This is a genomic window from Streptomyces mutabilis, assembly GCF_014649815.1.
In the GTDB taxonomy this organism is placed as follows: Bacteria; Actinomycetota; Actinomycetes; order Streptomycetales; family Streptomycetaceae; genus Streptomyces; species Streptomyces mutabilis.
The window spans coordinates 97,007-117,831 of sequence record NZ_BMTT01000018.1; the positions used below are offsets into that span (position 1 = coordinate 97,007).

Annotated in this window: 15 protein-coding genes and 2 pseudogenes; 10 read left to right on the forward strand and 7 right to left on the reverse strand. The window is 70.7% G+C overall.

Going from position 1 to position 20,825, the window contains the following annotated elements; genetic code table 11:
* Positions 1–437 precede the first annotated feature (437 nt).
* The gene (locus IE142_RS28490) at positions 438–1,388 is read left to right on the forward strand and encodes a hypothetical protein (protein ID WP_191888402.1); all 951 of its coding nucleotides are present in this window, start codon (positions 438–440) and stop codon (positions 1,386–1,388) included.
* A 24-nt stretch (positions 1,389–1,412) separates the two neighbouring features.
* Here IE142_RS28490 and IE142_RS28495 read toward each other — a convergent pair whose 3' ends face one another.
* On the reverse strand, positions 1,413–1,838 hold the full coding sequence (locus IE142_RS28495; protein ID WP_191888403.1) for a Rieske (2Fe-2S) protein: 426 nt from the start codon (positions 1,836–1,838) through the stop codon (positions 1,413–1,415).
* A gap of 259 nt (positions 1,839–2,097) precedes the next feature.
* Between IE142_RS28495 and IE142_RS28500 the strand changes: the two genes are divergently transcribed.
* Positions 2,098–3,162, forward strand: coding sequence for a LacI family DNA-binding transcriptional regulator (locus IE142_RS28500; RefSeq protein ID WP_191888404.1), 1,065 nt, complete (start codon positions 2,098–2,100; stop codon positions 3,160–3,162).
* Positions 3,159–4,067 (forward strand): carbohydrate kinase family protein, encoded by a 909-nt coding sequence (locus IE142_RS28505; RefSeq protein WP_191888405.1) that lies wholly within the window; start codon positions 3,159–3,161, stop codon positions 4,065–4,067. Before IE142_RS28500 ends, IE142_RS28505 begins: the two co-directional genes overlap by 4 nt.
* Before the next feature lie 152 nt (positions 4,068–4,219).
* Here IE142_RS28505 and uvrA read toward each other — a convergent pair whose 3' ends face one another.
* Positions 4,220–7,237: an excinuclease ABC subunit UvrA gene (uvrA, locus tag IE142_RS28510; protein WP_191888406.1), complete on the reverse strand. Its 3,018-nt coding sequence runs from the start codon at positions 7,235–7,237 to the stop codon at positions 4,220–4,222.
* A gap of 223 nt (positions 7,238–7,460) precedes the next feature.
* On the opposite strand from uvrA, the gene IE142_RS28515 reads away from it, so the two are divergent.
* Entirely contained in the window at positions 7,461–8,147 is a 687-nt protein-coding gene (locus tag IE142_RS28515; RefSeq protein WP_191888407.1) for a maleylpyruvate isomerase family mycothiol-dependent enzyme, read from the forward strand.
* 49 nt (positions 8,148–8,196) lie between these two features.
* Positions 8,197–8,850, forward strand: coding sequence for an MBL fold metallo-hydrolase (locus IE142_RS28520; protein WP_191888408.1), 654 nt, complete (start codon positions 8,197–8,199; stop codon positions 8,848–8,850).
* A 181-nt stretch (positions 8,851–9,031) separates the two neighbouring features.
* On the opposite strand, the gene IE142_RS28525 is transcribed toward IE142_RS28520, so the two are convergent.
* Together IE142_RS28525 and IE142_RS28530 are read right to left on the reverse strand one after the other, a co-directional pair.
* Entirely contained in the window at positions 9,032–9,742 is a 711-nt protein-coding gene (locus IE142_RS28525; RefSeq protein ID WP_191888409.1) for a PspA/IM30 family protein, read from the reverse strand.
* Between the two features lie 44 nt (positions 9,743–9,786).
* Positions 9,787–11,829 carry a TPM domain-containing protein gene (locus IE142_RS28530; protein WP_191888410.1) on the reverse strand — a complete coding sequence of 681 codons (2,043 nt, stop codon included), beginning with the start codon at positions 11,827–11,829 and terminating at the stop codon, positions 9,787–9,789.
* A 493-nt stretch (positions 11,830–12,322) separates the two neighbouring features.
* On the opposite strand from IE142_RS28530, the gene IE142_RS28535 reads away from it, so the two are divergent.
* The 4 genes and pseudogenes from IE142_RS28535 to IE142_RS28550 all read left to right on the forward strand — a co-directional run.
* Positions 12,323–12,586, forward strand: coding sequence for a WGxxGxxG family protein (locus IE142_RS28535; RefSeq protein ID WP_191888411.1), 264 nt, complete (start codon positions 12,323–12,325; stop codon positions 12,584–12,586).
* Positions 12,587–12,598: 12 nt separating this feature from the next.
* Complete coding sequence (locus IE142_RS28540; protein ID WP_191888412.1) at positions 12,599–12,874, forward strand: hypothetical protein; 276 nt, start codon at positions 12,599–12,601, stop codon at positions 12,872–12,874.
* 710 nt (positions 12,875–13,584) lie between these two features.
* On the forward strand, positions 13,585–14,685 hold the full coding sequence (locus tag IE142_RS28545; RefSeq protein WP_370466430.1) for a YihY/virulence factor BrkB family protein: 1,101 nt from the start codon (positions 13,585–13,587) through the stop codon (positions 14,683–14,685).
* Between the two features lie 572 nt (positions 14,686–15,257).
* Positions 15,258–15,347, forward strand: a pseudogene (locus IE142_RS28550) (hydrolase); the annotation flags it as partial.
* 281 nt (positions 15,348–15,628) lie between these two features.
* On the opposite strand, the gene aroQ reads toward IE142_RS28550, so the two are convergent.
* Positions 15,629–16,102 (reverse strand): type II 3-dehydroquinate dehydratase, encoded by a 474-nt coding sequence (aroQ, locus tag IE142_RS28555; RefSeq protein WP_191888414.1) that lies wholly within the window; start codon positions 16,100–16,102, stop codon positions 15,629–15,631.
* Positions 16,103–16,206: 104 nt separating this feature from the next.
* On the opposite strand from aroQ, the pseudogene IE142_RS28560 reads away from it, so the two are divergent.
* Positions 16,207–17,254, forward strand: a pseudogene (locus tag IE142_RS28560) (S66 family peptidase).
* Between the two features lie 141 nt (positions 17,255–17,395).
* Here IE142_RS28560 and IE142_RS28565 read toward each other — a convergent pair.
* Positions 17,396–18,397, reverse strand: a complete 1,002-nt coding sequence (locus IE142_RS28565) for a TerC/Alx family metal homeostasis membrane protein (protein ID WP_191888415.1) — start codon at positions 18,395–18,397, stop codon at positions 17,396–17,398.
* 267 nt (positions 18,398–18,664) lie between these two features.
* Positions 18,665–20,710, reverse strand: coding sequence for a TerD family protein (locus IE142_RS28570; protein ID WP_191888416.1), 2,046 nt, complete (start codon positions 20,708–20,710; stop codon positions 18,665–18,667).
* Between the last annotated feature and the right edge of the window lie 115 nt (positions 20,711–20,825).

Consider the following 20,825-nt stretch of genomic DNA (forward strand, 5'->3'; position numbering starts at 1 on the left):
GTCCTGTGGACAACTCTCCCCCGGGCCTGTGGGAGCCCTGCGGCGGGGACCTCCCGGGACGCGTGGACGACGATCCGAGGGACGCGTGTACGACCGTCCCGGGGGTGCGGGGACGACTGACCCAAGAGCGCACACGCCACTCCCGGGGACGCGTGTACGACGCTTCGCGCGACCGGGGGAGGAACAGTCCGGGGCCGGTCGGTCACGCCGGGTTCCCCTGGAGTGCCGGGCCGGTGCGTTCTCGGCCAGGAGCGCGTCACGGTCGGGCTTCCGGTGTTGTCGGGGCTCGGCCAACACGCTTCAATGCGGGGGAATCGGGGCCCAGAAGCACGGCGTACGGATGTGCAGACCGCTGCGCCGCGACCCGGGGGCGGTTCCGGTCGCTCCGCGTCGAACGGTCTGACCAGCCGTCGTGTCCTTCACAGAAAGGCCCCTGCATGCCGCACGCCACCCAGCATCTGGACGCCGCCACCGCGGAACTCGACTCGGCCCTGCGCGGTGGCCCCTTCCACGTGGCACTGCGCGCCGCGATCGCCGCTCGCGGACTGCCGCTGCAGCGCGTGCAGCACCATCTGTCGCGCTACGGCGTGAAGGTGGGCGTCACAAGTCTCAGCTACTGGCAGCAGGGCGCCCGGCGCCCGCAGCGCCCGGAGTCGCTGCGGGCCGTGCGGGCCCTGGAGGAGATACTCAAGCTGCCCGAGGAGTCGCTGATACGCCTGCTCGCCGAGGCCGAGGAGCACCCCACGGACCAGCGGCCCGCCGCCCGCTCCTACCGCGCCCGTGTGGAGGCCTCCGGCGTCCTGGAGCGGCTGCTGGCCGAGCTGGACCATCCGTCGTCGGACGGGGGGATGCACACCATCGCGCACCACGAACGGATCCGGATCGGAGCCCGCCGCGAGCTCACCGGCCGTGAGTCGCACCACATCGTCCGCGCCCACCGCGACGACGTCGACCGCTTCGTCGCCGTCCACCACGGCGACCCGGGCTGCGCTCCCGCGCGCATGGCCGTCCACGCGCTGGAGAACTGCCGCACCGGACGTGTCCGCACCCACCACGACACCGGCGTGCTCGTGACCGAGCTGCTCTTCGACACGCGTCTGCGGGCCGGGGACACCTACCTCTTCCGCTACGGCGTCGAGGACGGCACGGCCGGTGAGAGCCGCGAGTACGTCCGCGGGTTCGGCGGCGCGGGCGGGCAGTACGCCCTCCAGGTGCGGTTCGACGCGGCGGCCCTGCCGGTGCGCTGCCACCGGTTCACGCAGCACTCGCCTGCGGCTCCGCGCGGCGGCCGTCAGGAGCTGGTCCTCAGCGGGCGGCACCACTCGGTGCACCTCGTGGAGCCGCGGGTGCGGTCGGGGATGCTGGGGATCGGGTGGGACTGGGAGTGAGCGGGCCGCTCCGGCACCGACCGGTCAGGTCCCCGGGCTCGCGACGATCCGGCCCTGCTTCACCTCGACCGGCAGTTCGATGAGCGGCACGGTCGCCGGGGCGTGCAGCACCTCGCCGGTCCGGGCGTCGAACTCGCTGCCGTGACAGGGGCAGACGAGTCTCGTTCCGTCCAGCTTCCTGATGGGGCACCCCGCGTGCGTGCAGACCGTGCTGAACGCCTTCAAGGTGCCGTCCTCGGCCCGGCTGACCACCACGTTGTGATCCCGGTCCAGCTCGGTCGCCCCCTTGGCGACCGCACCGTCGGCGCCGAGGTCCACGGGTGCGGTGGGCCGGGCGGGCGCGGCACCGTCGTCGCCCGGCGAACAGGCGGCCGCGCCGAGTCCTGCGACGGGCGTGAGGGCCGCCGTGCGCAGGACGGTACGGCGGCTCGGGGCGGGACGGCCGGGCATGCGGGCTCCACTGGGTCAGGGGGTGTGCAGGGCGACGATATCCGGCGGCCGGAGCCGTCCCGCGGGGTGGGTCGCGGGGCGGGCCGGGCGGATCCGGTGGCCCACGGAGCGAGTTGCGCAAGCGATTGCGCAAGCGTTTACGCGCCCGCCGGTGATGGGGTACGGTCCCGGCCAGTACGCGGTGGCGGTGCGGCGGCCGATGCGGGCGTACGCGGGAACGGGCGGCCCACGCGGCCGTACGCGGAGAGGGGAGCCGTCGATGCCCACCATGGCCGATGTCGCGCGGAGCGCCGGGGTCTCCGTGGCGACCGTCTCGCACGTGCTCAACGACACCCGTCCGGTTCTCCCCCACACCCGCCAGGCGGTGCTGGACGCCGTCGAAGAACTCGGTTACACCCCCAACACCCTCGCCCGCTCCCTGGTGACCTCCCGTACCCGTTCCATCGGGCTCGCGGTGTCGGCGATCAGCAACCCGTACTTCACGGAGATCCTCCAGGGCGTGGAGGCAGCCGCTCTGGAACAGGGCTACGGTCTGCTCATCGCCGACCCGCACGACGACCCCGGACACGAGCGCGAGGTCGTCCGGCTGCTGCACGAGCGGCGCGTGGACGGCATGATCGTCGCGCCCTCCGCCGACCCGAGCGCTCTCCTCGCCTTCCTCGGCCGCCACCGCGTTCCCGCCGTGTTCCTGGACCGGGTCGTGGACGCCCCGGACGGCGACGGCGCTCCGCGCTTCGACCAGGTCTGTGCCGAGGGCGCCGAGCCGACGGCCCAACTGGTCACCCATCTCGCCGGGCTCGGTCACCGCCGGATCGGCCTGGTCGCCGGCCGGCCGGGGCTGAGCACGACGCGCGAGCGGATCACCGGGTACCGGCGCGGCCTCGCCGCCGCCGGGGTGCCCCACGACGAACGGCTCCTGGTCCACGGCGATTCCGAGGCGGCCGGCGGGGAACGGGTCACGGCTGCCCTGCTGTCCCTGGCGGTGCCGCCCACCGCGCTGGTCACCGCCAACAACGCGATGACCATCGGAGCGCTGCGCGCCCTGCGGGACCGCGGTCTGTCCGTGCCCGGTGACCTCGCCCTGTGCTGCTTCGACGACTTCCCCTGGGCGGACCTCTTCTCCCCCCGGCTCACGGCCGTGGCGCAGCCCAGCAGGGAGCTCGGCGCCCTGGCCGTCGAGCTGCTGCTGGAACGCCTCGCCGCGCCGGACCGGCCCGCGCGGACCGTGCGGCTGCCGTGTGCCTTCGTCCACCGCACCTCGTGCGGCTGCCCCGAGCAGCCCGAGCAAGTCCCCGTAATGGTTCACGAAAGGACACGCCCGTGATCGTCGTCGCCGGTGAGGCTCTGATCGACCTGGTACCGCAGGGCACGGGCGCCCTCGCCGCGCTGCGGCCGGCGCTCGGTGGCGGGCCGTACAACACGGCCGTCGCGCTGGGCCGGCTCGGTTCCCCCGCCGCCTTCTGCTCCCGGGTGTCGTACGACGCCTTCGGCACGGCGCTGCTGGACCGGCTGCGCGAGACCGGCGTGGACGTGTCGCCCGTGCAGCGCGGGGCCGAGCCGACAACCCTCGCCGTCGCCTCGGTCGACGCGGACGGCTCGGCCGCGTACTCCTTCTACGTGGAAGGGACGGCGGACAGGCTGTTCTCGGTGCCCGCCGCACTGCCGCCCGGTACTCGGGCGGTCTCCTTCGGGACCTGCTCGCTGGTGCTGGAGCCGGGGGCGAGCGCCTACGAGGAGCTGCTGCGCGAGACGGCCGCGCGGGGCGTGTTCACGGCACTGGACCCGAACATCCGGGCCGGGCTGATCCCGGACCCGGACGCCTACCGGGCCCGGTTCAGGAGCTGGCTGCCGTCGGTGTCGCTGCTGAAGCTGTCCGCCGAGGACGCCGAGTGGCTCGGCGGAAGCCCGCGCGAGTGGTTGGCGGCGGGCCCGGCTGCGGTCGTCGTCACCCGCGGCGGCGCCGGGCTGACGGCGTACACCCGTGACGGGGGCGAGTACGCGGTGGCGGGCGAACGGGTCGCCGTGGTCGACACGATCGGCGCGGGCGACACGGTGAACGCGGCGCTGCTGCACGGCCTCGCGGTGCGGGACGCGCTCAGTGAGGAGGCGGTGGCCGGGCTGCGGGCGGAAGGCTGGGCGGGGCTGCTGGGCTTCGCCGCCCGGGCGGCGGCGGTCACCTGCTCGCGGGCGGGCGCGGAGCCGCCGTACGCGCACGAGGTCGCCGTCTGACGCCCGGCGGTGCGGGCCTGAGCGGTCGTGCCGCGGGTCGGCCTCGTGAACGACGCCGGACCCGGATCGCGTGAACGGCACGCCGGGCCCTCACGGGATGATCGTCCGTGGGGCCCGGCGTGCCGGTGTGTCGGGCGCGGTGCCGGCTCGGCTCAGGCCTTGGCCGTCCGCGCGGTCCTCTTCGCGGCGGGCTCGGCGGCCTTGGTGACGGCCTTCTTCGCCGTCGTGCCGGTGACCGCCCTGGTGGTGGTCTTCCTGGCGGACGCCTTCGCGGCCACCGTCTTCGCCGCCTTGCGCGGGGCCTTCACCGGGGCCGCGTCGCTGATGCGGTCGGCGCCGAGGATGTCCCGCAGGAACTTGCCGGTGTGGCTGGCGGGCACGGCGGCGACCTGCTCGGGCGTGCCCTCGGCGACCACCAGGCCACCTCCGGCGCCGCCCTCGGGCCCCATGTCGACGACCCAGTCGGCGGTCTTGATCACGTCGAGGTTGTGCTCGATGACGATGACCGAGTTGCCCTTGTCGACCAGGCCGGACAGGACGGTCAGCAGCTTGCTTATGTCCTCGAAGTGAAGGCCGGTGGTCGGCTCGTCCAGGACGTAGACCGTGCGTCCGGTGGAGCGGCGCTGCAGCTCGCTGGCGAGCTTGACGCGCTGGGCCTCGCCGCCGGACAGGGTGGTCGCGGACTGGCCGAGCCGGACGTAGCCGAGTCCGACGTCCTTGAGCGTCCTCATGTGCCGGGAGATCGAGGGAACCGCCTCGAAGAAGTCCGTGGCCTCCTCGATCGGCATGTTCAGGACGTCGGCGATGGACTTGCCCTTGTAGTGGACCTCCAGGGTCTCCCGGTTGTACCGGGCGCCGTGGCAGACCTCGCACGGGACGTAGACGTCCGGGAGGAAGTTCATCTCGATCTTGATCGTTCCGTCGCCCGCGCAGTTCTCGCAGCGGCCGCCCTTGACGTTGAAGGAGAAGCGGCCGGGCAGGTAGCCACGGACCTTCGCCTCGGTCGTCTCGGCGAAGAGCTTGCGGATGTGGTCGAAGACACCGGTGTACGTCGCCGGGTTGGACCGCGGGGTGCGGCCGATGGGCGACTGGTCGACGTGGACGACCTTGTCGACGAGGTCGTCGCCGTCCACGCGCGTGTGCCGGCCGGGCACGTTGCGCGCGCCGTTGAGCTCGCGGGCCAGGTGGGTGTACAGGATGTCGTTGACCAGGGTCGACTTGCCGGAGCCGGAGACGCCCGTGACCGCTGTGAAGACGCCGAGCGGGAAGGAGACGTCGATGTCCTGGAGGTTGTTCTCCCGGGCGCCGTGCACCGTGAGCTGCCGGGCCGGGTCGCGGGGGCGCCGGATGTCGGGCAGCGGAATGGCCTTCTTGCCGGACAGGTACAGACCGGTCTGCGAATCGGCGTTGTCGAGCAGCTCCTTCAGGGAGCCGCTGTGCACCACCTTGCCGCCGTGCTCGCCGGCGCCGGGGCCGATGTCGACGATCCAGTCGGCGACCTTGATGGTGTCCTCGTCGTGCTCGACGACGATGAGGGTGTTGCCCATGTCGCGCAGCCGGACGAGGGTCTCGATCAGCCGGTGGTTGTCGCGCTGGTGCAGGCCGATGGACGGCTCGTCGAGGACGTAGAGCACGCCGACGAGCCCGGAGCCGATCTGGGTGGCCAGGCGGATGCGCTGGGCCTCGCCGCCGGAGAGGGTGCCGGCCGCGCGGTTCAGTGAGAGGTAGTCCAGGCCGACGTCGACCAGGAAGCGCAGCCGCTCGTTGACCTCCTTCAGCACACGCTCGGCGATCTTCTTGTCGCGGGCGTTGAGCTTCAGCTCGCCCAGGAAGTCCGCGCAGTCGCTGATGGACATCCCCGAGACCTCGGCGATCGACTTGCCCATGACCGTGACCGCGAGGACGAGGGGCTTCAGTCGCGTGCCCTCACAGGTCGGGCAGGGCACCTCGCGCATGTAGCCCTCGAAGCGCTCGCGGCTGGCGTCGCTCTCGGCCTCGCTGTGCCGGCGCTTGACGAACGGGATCGCGCCCTCGAAGGCCGTGGTGTACCGGCGCTCACGCCCGTACCGATTGCGGTAGCGGACCTCGACCTGGGTCTTGTGCCCGTTCAGCAGGGCCCTGCGGGCGCGCAGCGGGAGGCCGGCGAAGGGGATGTCCGTCCGGAAGCCGAGCGCGTCGGCGAGGGCACCGATCAGGCGGCCGAAGTAGTCCTTGGTGTGTCCGTGCGACCAGGGGTGGATGGCGCCCTCGTCGAGGGACTTCTCCTCGTCGGGGACGATCAGCTCGGGGTCGACCTCCATGCGCGTGCCGATGCCGGAGCAGTCGGGGCAGGCACCGAAGGGCGAGTTGAAGGAGAAGGAGCGGGGCTCCAGCTCCTCGAAGGACAGGTCGTCGTACGGGCAGTACAAGTGCTCGGAGTACATGCGCTCGCGCTCGGGGTCGTCCTCCGGGAGGTCGACGAAGTCGAGGACGACCATGCCCCCGGAGAGGCCGAGGGCGGTCTCCACGGAGTCGGTGAGGCGGCGCTTGGCGGAGTCCTTCACCGTGAGGCGGTCGACGACCACCTCGATGGTGTGCTTCTCCTGCTTCTTGAGCGTGGGCGGGTTCGAGAGCTGGATCGTCTCGCCGTCGACCCGCGCGCGGGAATAGCCCTTGGTCTGGAGGTCCGCGAAAAGGTCGGCGAACTCGCCCTTGCGCTCGCGCACCAGCGGCGACAGCACCTGGAAGCGGCTGCCCTCCGGCAGCTCCAGGACCTTGTCGACGATGGCCTGCGGCGACTGGCGCGAGATCGGCCGGGAGCACTCCGGGCAGTGCGGCTTGCCGATCCGCGCGAAGAGCAGGCGCAGGTAGTCGTAGACCTCGGTGATGGTGCCGACCGTGGAGCGCGGGTTGCGGGAGGTCGACTTCTGGTCGATGGAGACCGCCGGGGAGAGTCCCTCGATGAAGTCGACGTCCGGCTTGTCCATCTGGCCGAGGAACTGCCGGGCGTAGGAGGAGAGCGACTCCACGTAGCGCCGCTGGCCCTCGGCGAAGATGGTGTCGAAGGCCAGGGAGGACTTGCCCGACCCGGACAGACCCGTGAAGACGATGAGCGAGTCACGAGGCAGGTCGAGCGAGACGTTCTTCAGGTTGTGCTCGCGCGCGCCACGGACGATGAGACGGTCGGCCACGCCGGTCCGCACCTTTCTTGAGAGAAGTGACAGGGGCGAGGCCCCCGTCTTCCTCAGACTAGGGGGAGCCACTGACAACGCCGGTCGGATTCACCGGTTGTCAACAAACCCCGACTACCCAGCATGCCCGACGCCGCCTCAGACCATATAGCACATGCATTCGAATTGTGGGCGTCGTCCACAACCTTCACCCGAAGGTGTGGCGCGGTCTAAGGTCAGCACCATGATTGATCACGCTCATGACCTGGAGTCTGTACGTGACGCTACCGAGCGGCTGCTCACCGCGGTCGGGAAACTGGACAACGCGTCCGTGACGAAGTCGTCACGGCTTCCCGGCTGGACCCGCGGCCACGTCCTCGCCCACCTCGCCCGCAACGCGGACGCCCTCGTGAACGTCCTCGAAGGACGTCCCATGTACGTCTCCGGCGAAGTCCGGGACGCCGACATCGAGCGGGACGCCCCGCGACCCCTCGACGTCCAGCTCGCCGACGTGCGCGAGAGTGCGGCGCGGTTCCAGGACGTCTGCGCCGTCCCCGCGGACTGGTCCCGCACGGTGGAGCTGCGCAACGGGGTCACCGACACCGCCTCCCGGGTGCCGTTCCGCCGGTGGGTCGAGATCGAGCTGCACCACGTCGACCTGGGCATCGGGTACGAGCTGGAGGATCTTCCGGCGGAGTTCACGGAGCGGGCAACCGACGCCCTCGCCGCTCGGTTCGCCGGGCACCCGGCCGTGGCGCCCACCCGGCTCACGGACGGCACGCGCGCGTGGTGCACGGGCCGGGAGGCGGACGGTCACGAGGCGACCGTCACCGGGCGCCCGGCCGACCTGCTCGGCTGGCTCGCCGGACGCCGTGCGGGCTCCGCGCTGACGGTGGAGGGCGGCCCCCTGCCCTCGCTGCCTCCGTTGTAGCCCCTAAGAGGCGGTCTGCGGGCCGCCTCCCGGCGCTAGGCTGGCGGTCATGACGTACAGCGGAGAGGTCAGGGTCGGCGGACCCGCCGACGTGCACGAACTCAAGGACCTGATGATCACCAAGGTCGCGGTCGGTCCGATGGACAACAACGCCTATCTGCTGCGCTGCCGGGCCACCGACGAGCAGCTGCTGATCGACGCCGCCGACGACGCGCACACGCTGCTCGGCACGATCGGCGACGACGGCATCGCCTCGGTCGTCACCACCCACCGGCACGGCGACCACTGGCAGGCGCTCGCCGAGGTCGTCGCGGCGACCGGGGCCCGCACCCACGCCGGACGGCACGATGCCGAGGGCATTCCCGTGCCGACCGACGTCCCGGTCGACGACGGTGACACCATCCGGGTCGGTCAGGTGGAGCTCACCGCACGCCACCTGGTGGGGCACACGCCGGGCTCCATCGTCCTGGTGTACGACGACCCGCACGGGCATCCCCATGTGTTCACCGGGGACTGCCTCTTCCCGGGCGGACCTGGCCGGACAACACGTCCGGAAGAGTTCACCTCCCTGATGGACGGCCTGGAGACCAAGGTATTCGACGTCCTGCCCGACGAGACGTGGGTGTACCCCGGCCACGGAAACGACACCACCCTCGGCACGGAGCGGCCCCACCTCGCGGAGTGGCGCGCACGAGGCTGGTAACCCTCCAACGACGACCGCCCCCGTTCCGCAACCGAAGCGGGGGCGGTCGCGCGTTCACCGCAGTTACCGGACCTGGCAGCGCACTGGTCAGTGGACCCGATCGCCGTGAAGGCAGCGGACCTCGTCCGCCGCCGCGGCTTCCCCTCTTGGTTCCCAGGCGGCGAGTGGTGACTGCTGGCGGTCATGCGGCTTTCAGTGCAGCCAGCCGCGTTTCGATCTCGGTCGCGTCGCCGAGTCCTTCGAGCTGCTCGAACTGCGTGTCCAGGGAGGAGGCGGCGAGTTCTTCCTTGCCCATGGCCCGGGCCTCTTCGCGGCGCACCTTGTCCTCGAACCGGCTGAGTTCGCTTGTCGGGTCGAGTACGTCGATGCTTTTGACGGCGTCCAGCATGCGGTTCTGCGCTTCGGCGGACTTCGCCCGTGCCACGAGTTGGTCGCGCTTGCTGTGCAGTTCGCCGAGTTTGAGCTGCATCTGGTCGAGGCCGGTTTTGAGTTTGTCCACGACGGCCGTATTGGAGGCGATGGCCGGCTCGGCTGTCGTGGCCTCCCTTTCGGACTGCAGTTGCCTGCTCAGGGCGACCTTGGCCAAGGTGTCGAACCTGTCCGCGTCCACGGGGTCTCCCGCAGCGCGGAGTTCGTCTGCCTTCTTGCTGGCTGCGAGTGCCTTGCGGCCCCACTCGGTGGCGGCTTCCTTGTCCTCCTTGTAGTCCTGTTCCATCAGGCGCAGGTTGCCGATGGTGGTGGCCACCGCCTGCTCCGCTTCCCTGATGTTGTTGGTGTAGTCGCGGATCAGCTGGTCCATCATCAGCTGAGGATCTTCCGCTTGGTCGATGAGTGCGTTGATGTTGGCCCGGGCGAGCTGAGCGACCCGTCCCAGGATCGTCTGCTTGGTCATAACACCTCTCCTTTGCGCATCTGGGTGAGGGAAAATCGGTGGTGTCAGAAACGGCCGCCGCCCATCCGGGCGCGTGTTCCGCCGCCTCCGAAACTGACCGGCCCGGCGCTGTAGCCACCTCCGAAGCCGCCGAGCAGGATCCCGCCGAGCATGGCGCCCGCCAGGCCGCTGCCGCCGCTTCCGACCGCGTACACACCGGGCTCGATGGCGACGCCGAAACCCTCTACGTCCTCTTGGGCCAGGAGCAGCGCATCCTGCGCCAGCGCGTCGGCCTGCTGCGCCTCCGCCAGGGCGCTGTGCGCATCCGCCCCGGCAGCCCGGCCGGAGAAGGCCTCGGCCCGCTGCAGCCTGCGCTGTGCCTCCGCGAGCCGTGTGCGGGCCTCGCTGCCGACGGCTCCCCTGTTGGTGACGATGTAGTCAATGGCCTCGCCGACGCTGGATTGCGCACTGAGCACCGTCCGCCCGAGCAGCGATCGAGCGTGCCGCGTGCCCTGCTCGTTCTCCTGCGCCCCCAAGAGGGCTTCGTCGAGCCCGGCATCGGCCTCCTCCACCCGGCGCAGCGCGTCGATGGGGTCATACCGGCCACTGTCCATGGCCCTGCGTACCTCGGTCGCCACAGTCTCGGCGCGTGCGATGCGCCCCTGCAGGGCGGCGGTCGGAAGCTCTTTGGCTCCCTGCAGCAGGCCACGCGCCTCCGCCAGATCCGCGTCCGTCTCGGTCAGTGCGGCTGGCAGCGCGCCGGCCGCGTCCGCGAGTTCCTGTGCCCGCCGGTCGATGGCTTCGATCAGCCGGTTGGCCTGCGCCACGGCCGCCTCTGCGGCCCGCACCTGAATCGCGGTCGTGCCGTTGTCGTTGCCTTCCACGGCCTGCCGCGCCTGTTGCAGGCTGTTCTGCGCGAACTGCAGTCGGCTGCGCGCCTGCTCCACGTCAGTGCCTACCGGTTCGGTGGCTGAGGAGGCGTACTGCTCGCGCATGGCGGCCAAGGTGTCCTGCGCGAGCGCCACTCGGCTGCTCGCGGTGTCGAAAGCGGCCTGAGCCGCGGCCAGGGCTTGAGGTGCGTTGCGTTCGAAGCCACGCAACTGGTCGAAGTCCTCGGCCTTCTCGTCCAGGACGCGATTGGCCTGCGCGCACCGGGCAAGGATTTCCTGAACCATCCGGAGGCGGGTCGAATCGTCCTCAGGGTAGGCGTCATCGAGTTGCTGCCGCAGCCGGAACGCCGCGGTCAGCTCCCGCTTCGCCGCCTCCACCGCTTCAGTGAACGGCTGGGTCGCCTCGTCGCCGAACTGCGCCGCGGCGAAGCCCAGTTCCTCCTGGCTGGTGCGCACCGCGTCGTCGGTTCGCACCAGAGCCTGGCGCGCCTTCGCGTCGAGGTCCACCAGCGAGCTGGGAGACGGCCCGCCCCGTGTCTCTTCGCCGCCGCGCGGCCCGGCGGCCCTGGGCGACCTTCGTCTGATCAGGGCGAACACGACCAGACCCACTGGAAGGAGCACTAGCAGCAGAAGGAGCCAGCCGCCTGTGCCGACGCCTACCTGCTCGCCCTGGCCCGGGTCCGCCTCTCCGGGCGTCACGTCCAGCGTGGGCACGGGCTGACCTGAGAGCACCGCGTCGTATCCTCGGGCTGCGCCGATCGCCGCTCCCGCCCAGTCGTTCTGCCGCAGCGCCGGCGCGACGGCTGTCGCGTCGACCTCGCTCAGGGCCTGCCGCGTCAGCGGCGAGCCGGCGTCCACGTAGTAGGAGTACTGCCGGTCGCCGGTGGCGACGGCGAGCAGTGCGTCGTCGGCGCCGAACCCGTTCCTCACGGCTGTCGCGTTCGCCCACTGCTGTGGGGAGCGGCCGGAGAAATCGCTTACGTACACAACGAACAGTTCGAGTTGGTGTTCGTCGGCCAGCCGGGCCAGCGCCCGGGCGACTTCAGGTTCCCGGTTGCCGAGTGCCCCGACCCGGTCGGTGACCTGCCCTTCCCGCGACAGGTCGACCGGGGCGTCGGCCCAGGCGGCGTTCGCGGAGGCCAGGACCGGGGCCGCAGTCGTCAGCAGCACAGCTATAAGGAATCGCACAAGGGCACGGATCACGGTATTCGACGCCATACACCCGCGGGCCCTTCGGCGACCGGACGGTTGCGGACGCATTCGCCGGGCCGCCACGGCCGGCCGGGAATCCTGACGACTGTGCACCCCGGGCGAGAAGGGGCCGACGCCACCCGTCGACCCCTCACCCTTCCGTTCCGGCCCGCTCATCGCCGCCCCTTTCGTGCTGGCGCTTCAAAGGGCCGCGTACCCGCCCCGTACGAGCTGATTCATCCCGAAAGGTCACTTATCTTTCATTCATTCACAGCCCGGATGGATGCACGGGCGGAAGACGAGCCCCCGCCAGGGCGTCAGTGGAGATGCTCGCGGCCACCAGGCATCACGCAGCCGAAGGCGAGGATGCCAACCCAAGGAGCCATCCCCGGCATTTGGACTAAAAACATACCTAAACGTGCATACCTTCGGAGAGTATGTGCTACTTAACGTATCGGGACATGCAGGATCTATCCAGCGGCTGTCAGGTCAACCGGGGGGCCGAACCAGAGGAGACACCATGCGTAGAACCGCCAGTACGGCACTCGTCGCCCTTCTGCTCGCTCTCGCGCCGGCAGGGACGGCGTTCAGTCAGGACACTGCCGAGCAGGCGATGCCGCCGGCCGCCACCGCGACGGTTCAGGCCCAGGACAACCAGAACGAGGACGACGACAACACGGGTCTGTGGGGTCTCTTGGGTCTCCTCGGCCTGGCCGGTCTCATCCCGTGGCGCAAGAAGCGTGAGGGCCACCGGGAGACCAACACCCGTTCCACCGGCATGTAGGCGCAGGGCACCATGATGGTCGAGAAGATGCACGAGATGGGCGTCCGCAGCGAGCACGCCTACACGGCCGCCTTCGCCTCCATCGGTCTGACCGTCGCCGCATGGGCAGTCTCACTCGCAGCGGAACGGGGAACCGGGCTCGCACGCGCCGACCGGTGGGGCATTTTCGTGGGCGAGTGGGCTCCGACCTTCTTCGGCCTCGGTCTCGCCCTGTCCCACTACGAACAGCAAGACGGCACGCTCACCGCCAGCACCCGCGATCTCGGGCAGCACCAGCAGGCGAGCTGAAAACGGGCAGCCCCGCCGCGATGCGGCGGGGCTCGCCCTCACCACGAGCGCCGCCACGACCGCCGGCACTTCGCTGAGCAAGCGGACAGACCCGGGCCGCGGAGCACTACGTGCAGAGGCTCGCAAGCCGGGTACGGGCAGTCGACTTGCGTACCGCTCTGGCACGACCGGCAGCAAGAACTTCGTGCCCGAACGTTGCCGCACACCGCCCCAGCAGCCTTTCCCACAGTCCTGAACCTGTGACGGTGAGGAGGGGGGTGAGCAGGCATCAGCTGAAACACCTGCCCACCGCGCCTGCCGGGGACAGCAGGCCCCGGGTGGTGGCCATTGGCCACGCATGGCAGCGCACGCGTCACACCAGTGCCGACCCGTCCGCCGGCCCGTCATGTCGTCACGTTGATCAGGGGCTCACCACCTACACGCCGCAGTACGAAGTCACCGTCGCCTGGCCGGAGGCTCACCACCCGACCTGCCGCAATCTCTGCTTGCAATCCGTCGTTGCGCCTCTCGGGTGCGGAGGCCCGTATCACTGGTGAGGTCCGCGGAGGACGCCGCACCGGCCCTTCGTCCGACGGGTTCCACGGAAGGTTTCATCCAGCTGGTTCCGCCACCTGCCGTCTGCGGGGACCCGGCCCGCGTACCTATGTGTATGGAGCTGCCACCACATGAGACCGCGACGAAGGCACGACGCCGCTCATCGTGGCCGAAGGTTGACTCCACCGCTGCATCACGGACGAGGAGACCACCGGGACCAGCGAAGCCGTACGTCAGGAGCGGCCGCCGACTCCCCAACCGATCTCCCCGAGGCCGGAGGCGAGGACGAGCAGCAGTACGGCCCCGGTGAGCAGGTGGAGGCAGCGGCGCCGAACTGGCCGACCGAACTGCCCAAGCAGTCCTGGCGCAAGGTACTCCGGGGCACGCTGCGGGAGTTCAGGGACGACGAACTCGCTGACCGCGCCGCGGCCATGACCTACTACGGGATACTGTCGCTGTTCCCGGCACTTCTCGTGCTGGTCTCCCTGCTGGGCCTCGCCGGCCAGTCGGCCACCAGCACAGTGCTGGACAACCTCAGGCAGCTCACTCCCGGCATGGCCCGGGACATCATCACCCGCGCCGTGGAGCAGCTCAGAAACAACCCTGATGTCGGTTCGATCATGGCCATCACCGGCATCGCGCTGGCGGTGTGGTCGGCCTCCGGTTATGTAGCGGCGTTCATCCGCACCTCCAACGCCGTCTACGACATGCCCGAAGGCCGCCCGATGTGGAAGATCCTTGTTCTGCGCATCGCGCTGACGGCCATGCTGATGGTCACGGCGGTGCTCAGCACGCTGATCGTCGTTTTCACCGGCGGCCTGGCCCGCCTGGCCGGTCAGGCGCTTGGTTTCCGGGACACGGCACTGTCGGTGTGGTCCATCACCAAGTGGCCCGTCCTGGTCATCTTGGTCCTGCTCATGATCGCCGTCCTGTACTGGGCAAGCCCCAACGCCAACGTGAAGGGATTCAGGTGGATCACCCCGGGCAGTTTCCTGGCCCTGGTGCTCTGGATGATCGCTTCCGCTGGATTCGCGTTGTACGTCGCACACTTCGCGTCCTACAACAGAACCTACGGCACCATGGCCGGCGTCATCGTGTTCCTGATCTGGCTGTGGATCACCAACCTCGCGATCCTGCTGGGCCTGGAGTTCGACGCCGAAGCGCTACGCCAGCGGGCGGTCGCCGGCGGCTACCCACCCGACGCCGAGCCCTACACCCAGCCCCGCGACACCGATAAGTGGGACACCGGAGACCGGCGCCGCATGGACGAGAGCTGACCGCACACCGCACCTGCACATCGTCGGAATGACCGTCGCCACCGGGATCCCGCAAGCCGTGAACGTGCTGGCGAGGCTTCGGGCGCTCAAGCGGATGGAGACGCACGATGATGCGACTCCACCTCACAAGTCCTGCAGGACATCGTGAGCGCTTACAGCGACGTTCAGCACGTTGTCCGCTTCGAGAAGCTCCGGATCTGGTTGGGAGGTGACCAAGGTGCCGACGACGAGGGCGGCACCGGGCTCCGCGCGCAGCGAGCCGAATTCGCCGGAAGGGTCCTGTTCGTCGCGGTCGCGCAGCGGTCGCCGCTGTCATGGGGGCGTGTCGGGCTCCGCGTCCGACGGAGACATGTTTCCGGGCGGGTGCATCGGGGTGGGCCGGGCTCTGACCGGCGGCGAGGGGCGCGCCCTGGCACAGGGGAAGAACCTGTCCCCCAGTGTCAGGGGTCGGTCACGGTTCCGTCAGGGGCGGCGGGAACTCGCCGGCGGATGGGCTTCAGGGGTGGGAGCGAGGCGAGGCGTCCACCAGGTCCTCAGGGCGTTCCCCGTCCGCTGCCAGGAGGGAGGTCAGGGTTTCAGACGTGCTCCCGGACGAGACCTGGGTCTACCCCGGGCACGGCGAGGACACCGCGCTCGGCGCGGAACGGCCGCACCTGCCGGAGCGAGTGACGCGCGCGGGGCTGGTGAGCCCGCCGACACCGCGGGCCGACCGGTTCCCGGCGCGGAGGGCAAGTGCCCGGCGCTCGGACGCCGTACGCACCCCGTGCAGGGGTTTCGCACGCACCGAGAAGCTGCGCACGCTCCCTGCCCGCGGGGACGGCACGGTCAACTGGAGAACGTCCCGCGCAGGACGCCGGGCCCGGCGCGGCACGTGCCGCCGGTCCCCGATCCCGCCCTCGACCGGCGGCCCCGGCGCCTTGGGCGGGCCGGCCCGCCGAATTCCTCAGGCCTGGGCCCGCCCCGTGCCGGCCAGCACCGCGATCCGCTCCACGCCGAACACGTAGCCCTGCACACCGCACCCCGCGATCACCCCGTCGGCGCGCTGCGAGACGTAGGAGTGGTGCCGGAACGACTCACGCTGATGGATGTTGGAGATGTGGACCTCCACCACCGGCAGGCCGTCGCAAGTGTTGAGCGCATCCAGGATCGCGACGGACGTGTGTGAGTAGGCGGCGGGGTTGATCACGATCCCGCAGTGGTTGAGCCGGGCCTCATGGATCCAGTCGACCAGTTCGCCCTCGTGGTTGGACTGGCGGAAGTCCACCGTGCCGCCGTGTGCCGCCGCCGCCTTCACGCACCGCGCCTCGACGTCGGCGAGGGTGTCGGAGCCGTAGATCTCCGGCTGGCGCTGGCCCAGCAGGTTCAGGTTGGGGCCGTTCAGGATCATGATCGGGGCGTTGGCCAGGGTGCGGGGCACGGTTCCTCCGGTCCGTTCGGGGCACGGTGGCCCTTGCGCGGCCGCCGCTCGGTCCCCGGTTTATCACGGTGCGCCGGCTGTCCGGCCGGCCCTACCCTCCGTCCATGACGATGATCGCGTATCCGCCCAAGCCCGCACCCGGCGACCGCGTCGCGGTCATATCCCCCCTCCTCCGGACTGCCGGGCCTCTTCCCGGTCCCCTACGAGCTGGGCCTGCAGCGGCTGCGCAACGAGTTCGGCCTGGAGCCGGTCGAGTATCCGGCGACCCGGAAGATGGGCGCGACGCCCGGTGAGCGGGCCGCCGACATCCACGCGGCCTTCGCCGACCCCACGATCACGGCCGTCTTCGCGTCGATCGGCGGCGACGACCAGATCACCGTGCTGCCGTTGCTGGACCGGGAGCTGATCCGGGCCGATCCGAAGCCGTTCTTCGGCTTGAGCGACAACACCAACCTGCTCGCTTACCTCCGCAACACGGGAATCGTCGGCTACCACGGCGCTAGCGTCATGGTGGAGTTGGGCCGTCCCGGCGCCATGCACCCGCAGACGGCCGACTCGCTGCGCGCGGCACTGTTCACCTCCGGTCCGTACGAGCTGCGGCCCGCCGAACGCTTCAATGACATCGACCGAGACTGGGCCGACCCGGCCACCTTCGACTCGGAGCCCTCGATGCGGCCCGGCTCGGGCTGGTCCTGGGTGAACCCCGACCGGGTGGTCGAGGGACGCACCTGGGGCGGCTGTCTGGAGATCCTCGGTTGGCTGCTGATGGCCGACCGGGAGATCGCGCGGGACCCGGCGGAGTACGACGGGGGCGTGCTGCTCCTGGAGACCTCCGAGGAGCTGCCGAGCGCGGCGGAGGTCTTCCGCACCCTGCGCAACATGGGCGAGCGCGGGCTGCTCGGCCGCTTCTCCGCACTGCTGATGGCCCGCCCGAAGACCTGGTCCTTCGAGCATCCCAACGGCCCCGAGGAGAGCGCCCGGTACGCGGCGGAGCAGCGCGAGGCGGTGCTGCGTGCGATGCGGGACTACGCCCCCGAGGCCACGATCGTCTTCGACGTGGACTTCGGCCACACCGATCCGCAGGTCGTCATCCCGTACGGGGGGACCGTGCGGGTCGACGGGCCCGCCCGACGCGTCACCGTCAGGTACTGACGCTCCCCGCGTTCCGGCGATCGACGGCACCCGGTAGGCCCTCCGCCCACGGCCCGCACGGAGAGCGGCGGGCGGCACCTTGCCGCCCGCGGCTCCCGGTGATGGTCGCTCCGGCGCCCCGCCGGAGCAGGTGCCAGCCGGTCAGGCCTCGATGCTGTCCTTCGGAGTGTCGTCGCTCCGGGTCTCCGCCGCTTCTGCCGCGGCCATCTTCTTGGAGGCCCGGAGGCTGGTGATCGTGGTGACGATCAGGACGGAGCAGATCACGCCGAGCGAGACCGGGATGCTGATCTCAGGTACGTGCACCCCGGACTCGTGCAGGGCGTGCAGCACCAGTTTCACGCCGATGAAGCCCAGGATGATCGACAGTCCGTAGGAGAGGTGCACCAGCTTCTTCAGCAGACCACCGATCAGGAAGTACAGCTGGCGCAGACCCATCAAGGCGAACGCGTTGGCCGTGAAGACGATGTACGGGTCCTGGGTCAGGCCGAAGATCGCCGGGATGGAGTCGAGCGCGAAGAGCACGTCGGTGGTGCCGATCGCGAGCATCACGACCAGCATCGGGGTCATGACGCGCTTGCCGTTCTCCTCGATCCACAGCTTGGTGCCGTGGTACCGGTCGGCGACACCGAAGCGGCGCTCGGCGGCCTTGAGGAGCTTGTTCTCCTCGAACTCCTCGTCCTCCTCGTCGGCCCGGGCCTCCTGGATGAGCTTCCAGGCGGTCCAGATCAGGAAGGCGCCGAAGATGTAGAAGACCCACGAGAAGCTGGCGAGGATCGCGGCGCCCGCGGCGATGAAGATGGCCCGCAGGACCAGGGCTATGAGGACACCGATGAGGAGCACGCGCTGCTGGTACTGCGAGGGCACCGCGAACTTCGCCATGATCAGGACGAAGACGAAGAGGTTGTCCACGCTCAAGGACTTCTCGGTGATGAAGCCCGCGAAGAACTCACCGGCGGGCTGACCGCCGCCGAAGACGAGCAGACCGACTCCGAAGAGTCCCGCGAGGGCGATCCAGACGATCGTCCAGATCCCGGCTTCCTTGATCGATACGTCGTGCGGCTTGCGGCCGATGAAGAAATCGACGGCAATGAGGGCTGCGAGGCCCACGATGGTCAGGACCCACAGGGTCACGGAAACTTCCACTACGCCTCCGGCAGTACGTCACACGGCAGATGTCAGCGTCGTCGCTGCCGGAGGTCTCTTCCACCCCGGGTGTCCGGGACGCGTGACGCGTCCGGATCCCGCGGGCCGACGCCCCGGGATCTGGCCTGATCCGTATTGACGGGTACGCCGCAGTAGTTGGCAGGGAGTACTCCCCTCCGTACGGACGACAGTACCCCATTCACCAAGGGAAGGTAAAGAGATTGGCAAACAGAGCCCAAAGGTCCAGTTCAGGGACCTTTACCGGCTTCACGGACGGCGTGCGGCGGCGACCTGGGTGAGTATCTGTCGGAGCACCTGGCTGCCGGACGGGACGAGCGAGGGCTCGTACGTCCAGGCATGGCCCACCCACGGGTCGGCGAGGTGATCGTCGGCCACGGGTGTCAGCCGGAGCAGCGAGCGCCACAGCGGGTCGAGCAGCGGCCCGTACCCGGCGGAGTCCTCGCGGTCGGCGACCAGCAGCAGATGGACGCCGACGGCCGGCCCCTCGTCGGCCAGATAGCGCAGCTGGTTCACCGCACGGTCGTCGAAGCCGTGCGGGAACTCGTTGACGATCAGGAGTTGCTGGGAAGTGTCGAGACCGGGCGGGAGCGCATCGGGAGCACCACCGCGCAAGGCCATCTGCACCAGGTCGACGCGCTGGGTGAGGCGCGCGAGCACGTCCGCGGTCCCGGCTGTGCCCAGGGCGGGCGGGGCGGCCAGCACGCCGGTCTCGACCAGGGGCGCCAGCGCCTGGGTCCCCGACCCGGCCGGGTCGATGACGTGCACGGTGAACTCGCCCGCCGGGTAGACGGCGAGCAGCCGGGCCGCGTGCGCGACCGCCGTCTCCAGACCGAGGCGCCGCATCTCGTGCGAGTCGGTGAACGAACCGTCGAGCGAGGCCGCACGTCCGCTGTCGATCCACAGGCCGCGCTCCAGCGGCAGCCGGACCAGCATCGGGATGCGTACGGGGTCCGCCCCGGACAGATGGAGGTCGCCCAGCCTGAGGGCCAGGGGGATCTCCATGGGCACGCGGTAGGCGTGCCAGACGGGGCTGTCCCAGCACGCGTAGGCGGCCGGCAGGGCCGGCTCGACGACCTCGGCCTCGGCCGCGAGCTGGGCCACGTCCCGGTCCAGGGCTTCCCTGGCCTGTGCCACGAGCTGACCGTGCCGGGCCCGGGCCTGCTCCCGGGCGGCGTCGCCCTGCCCGCCGACCCGGTTGCGCGGGTCGGACAGGATCTGGTCGAGCTCCTTCTCCATGCGCGAGTCAGCGAAGTCCACGGCACTGCGGTAGGCGGCGGCGGAGCGGGCCAGGTCCTCGAACATGCCCCAGACCTGGTTGTAGAGCCGCTCCTCCATGGACCAGCCGGTGGCGTCACCGGCGACGGGCCGCGCGGGCTTCCCGGGCGCGGCCGGGGGCGCGGTCGGCGGGGGCGGGGGCGGAGCACCGTGCTGCCGGCGGGGGTGGCTGTAGTCGACCGGGCCGGCGCCGGTGGCCGCGGACGGCCGGCCGGTCGGGGAGGAGTCCCCTGGGGCTTGCGAGGCGCCCGGGTACGGCTGCGGGGGCTGTGGGCCGGCCTGCTGTCCCGGGGCTGCGGGTGTCTGTCGTCCTTGCGCGCCCTGGGTGTCGTACGGAGCCGTGGGCGGCACGCCTCCTCCGGTGCCCTGGGGTGCGGCTGTGCCGGAGTCGTGCGCCGGGGCGGCGGCGGGCCGGGAGCGGTCGCCGTCGGCAGTCCGGGCAGGAGGCGCCGGCACCGAACGGGCAAGGGCTCGGGCCACGGCGTCCTGGATGTCCCCTGCGAGCCGGTGGGCCCCGGGCAGGTCCTGGTCGGTGAACAGCTCGCCGAGGCCGCCCGCGTAGCCTTGGCCGACGGCGCGCACCTTCCATGCGCTTTGGCGTCGGTAGAGCTCCAGCGCGACGACGGCGGACTCGGCCTCCAGGCCGGTGAGGGTGTAGCTGGCGACCTCGTCGCCGTCGAGGCCCGTGACGGCGACGAAGGGTGCGGCCACGGAGCCGAAGCGGGCCGGCCCTTGCCCTCCGGCGGGCAGGGCGAGCAGCACGCTGACGCGGTGCACGGCGTCCGGTACGGCGTCCAGGTCTACCGCGAGGCGGTGGTCGGCGGCGGCCTGCCGGGAGACCTCCAGTCCCGGCAGGATGGGTGTGCCCGGGTGGGCCACCCGTTCGACGCCGTGGACCTTGCCGTTCTCGTCGCCTAGCGTGGCCCCGGCCACGACCGGCGTGCCGGCCGAGACCCGGATCTCCAGGCGAGCCCGGGGAAGCGGGTGGTTCTGTCCCCGCGTCAGCTCGGCCGTCATCGCCTTCCCCCTTGTGTCACTCCTGCGTCTGTGTCACTCGCACGTCGCCCGTGCTTGCCGTGCGGCGTCGGCCCGCCCCGGTCCCGCAGCCGGCAGGCGGGCGGTTTCGCTCGGT

Bases quoted from the DNA above. Each gene is read 5' to 3' on its own strand.
- IE142_RS28490 (WP_191888402.1), top strand. From the start codon at position 438: ATGCCGCACGCCACCCAGCATCTGGACGCCGCCACCGCGGAACTCGAC.
- IE142_RS28520 (WP_191888408.1), top strand. From the start codon at position 8,197: ATGACGTACAGCGGAGAGGTCAGGGTCGGCGGACCCGCCGACGTGCAC.
- IE142_RS28515 (WP_191888407.1), top strand. From the start codon at position 7,461: ATGATTGATCACGCTCATGACCTGGAGTCTGTACGTGACGCTACCGAG.
- IE142_RS28530 (WP_191888410.1), bottom strand. From the start codon at position 11,829: ATGGCGTCGAATACCGTGATCCGTGCCCTTGTGCGATTCCTTATAGCT.
- IE142_RS28570 (WP_191888416.1), bottom strand. From the start codon at position 20,710: ATGACGGCCGAGCTGACGCGGGGACAGAACCACCCGCTTCCCCGGGCT.
- IE142_RS28500 (WP_191888404.1), top strand. From the start codon at position 2,098: ATGCCCACCATGGCCGATGTCGCGCGGAGCGCCGGGGTCTCCGTGGCG.
- IE142_RS28540 (WP_191888412.1), top strand. From the start codon at position 12,599: ATGATGGTCGAGAAGATGCACGAGATGGGCGTCCGCAGCGAGCACGCC.
- IE142_RS28525 (WP_191888409.1), bottom strand. From the start codon at position 9,742: ATGACCAAGCAGACGATCCTGGGACGGGTCGCTCAGCTCGCCCGGGCC.
- IE142_RS28535 (WP_191888411.1), top strand. From the start codon at position 12,323: ATGCGTAGAACCGCCAGTACGGCACTCGTCGCCCTTCTGCTCGCTCTC.
- IE142_RS28495 (WP_191888403.1), bottom strand. From the start codon at position 1,838: ATGCCCGGCCGTCCCGCCCCGAGCCGCCGTACCGTCCTGCGCACGGCG.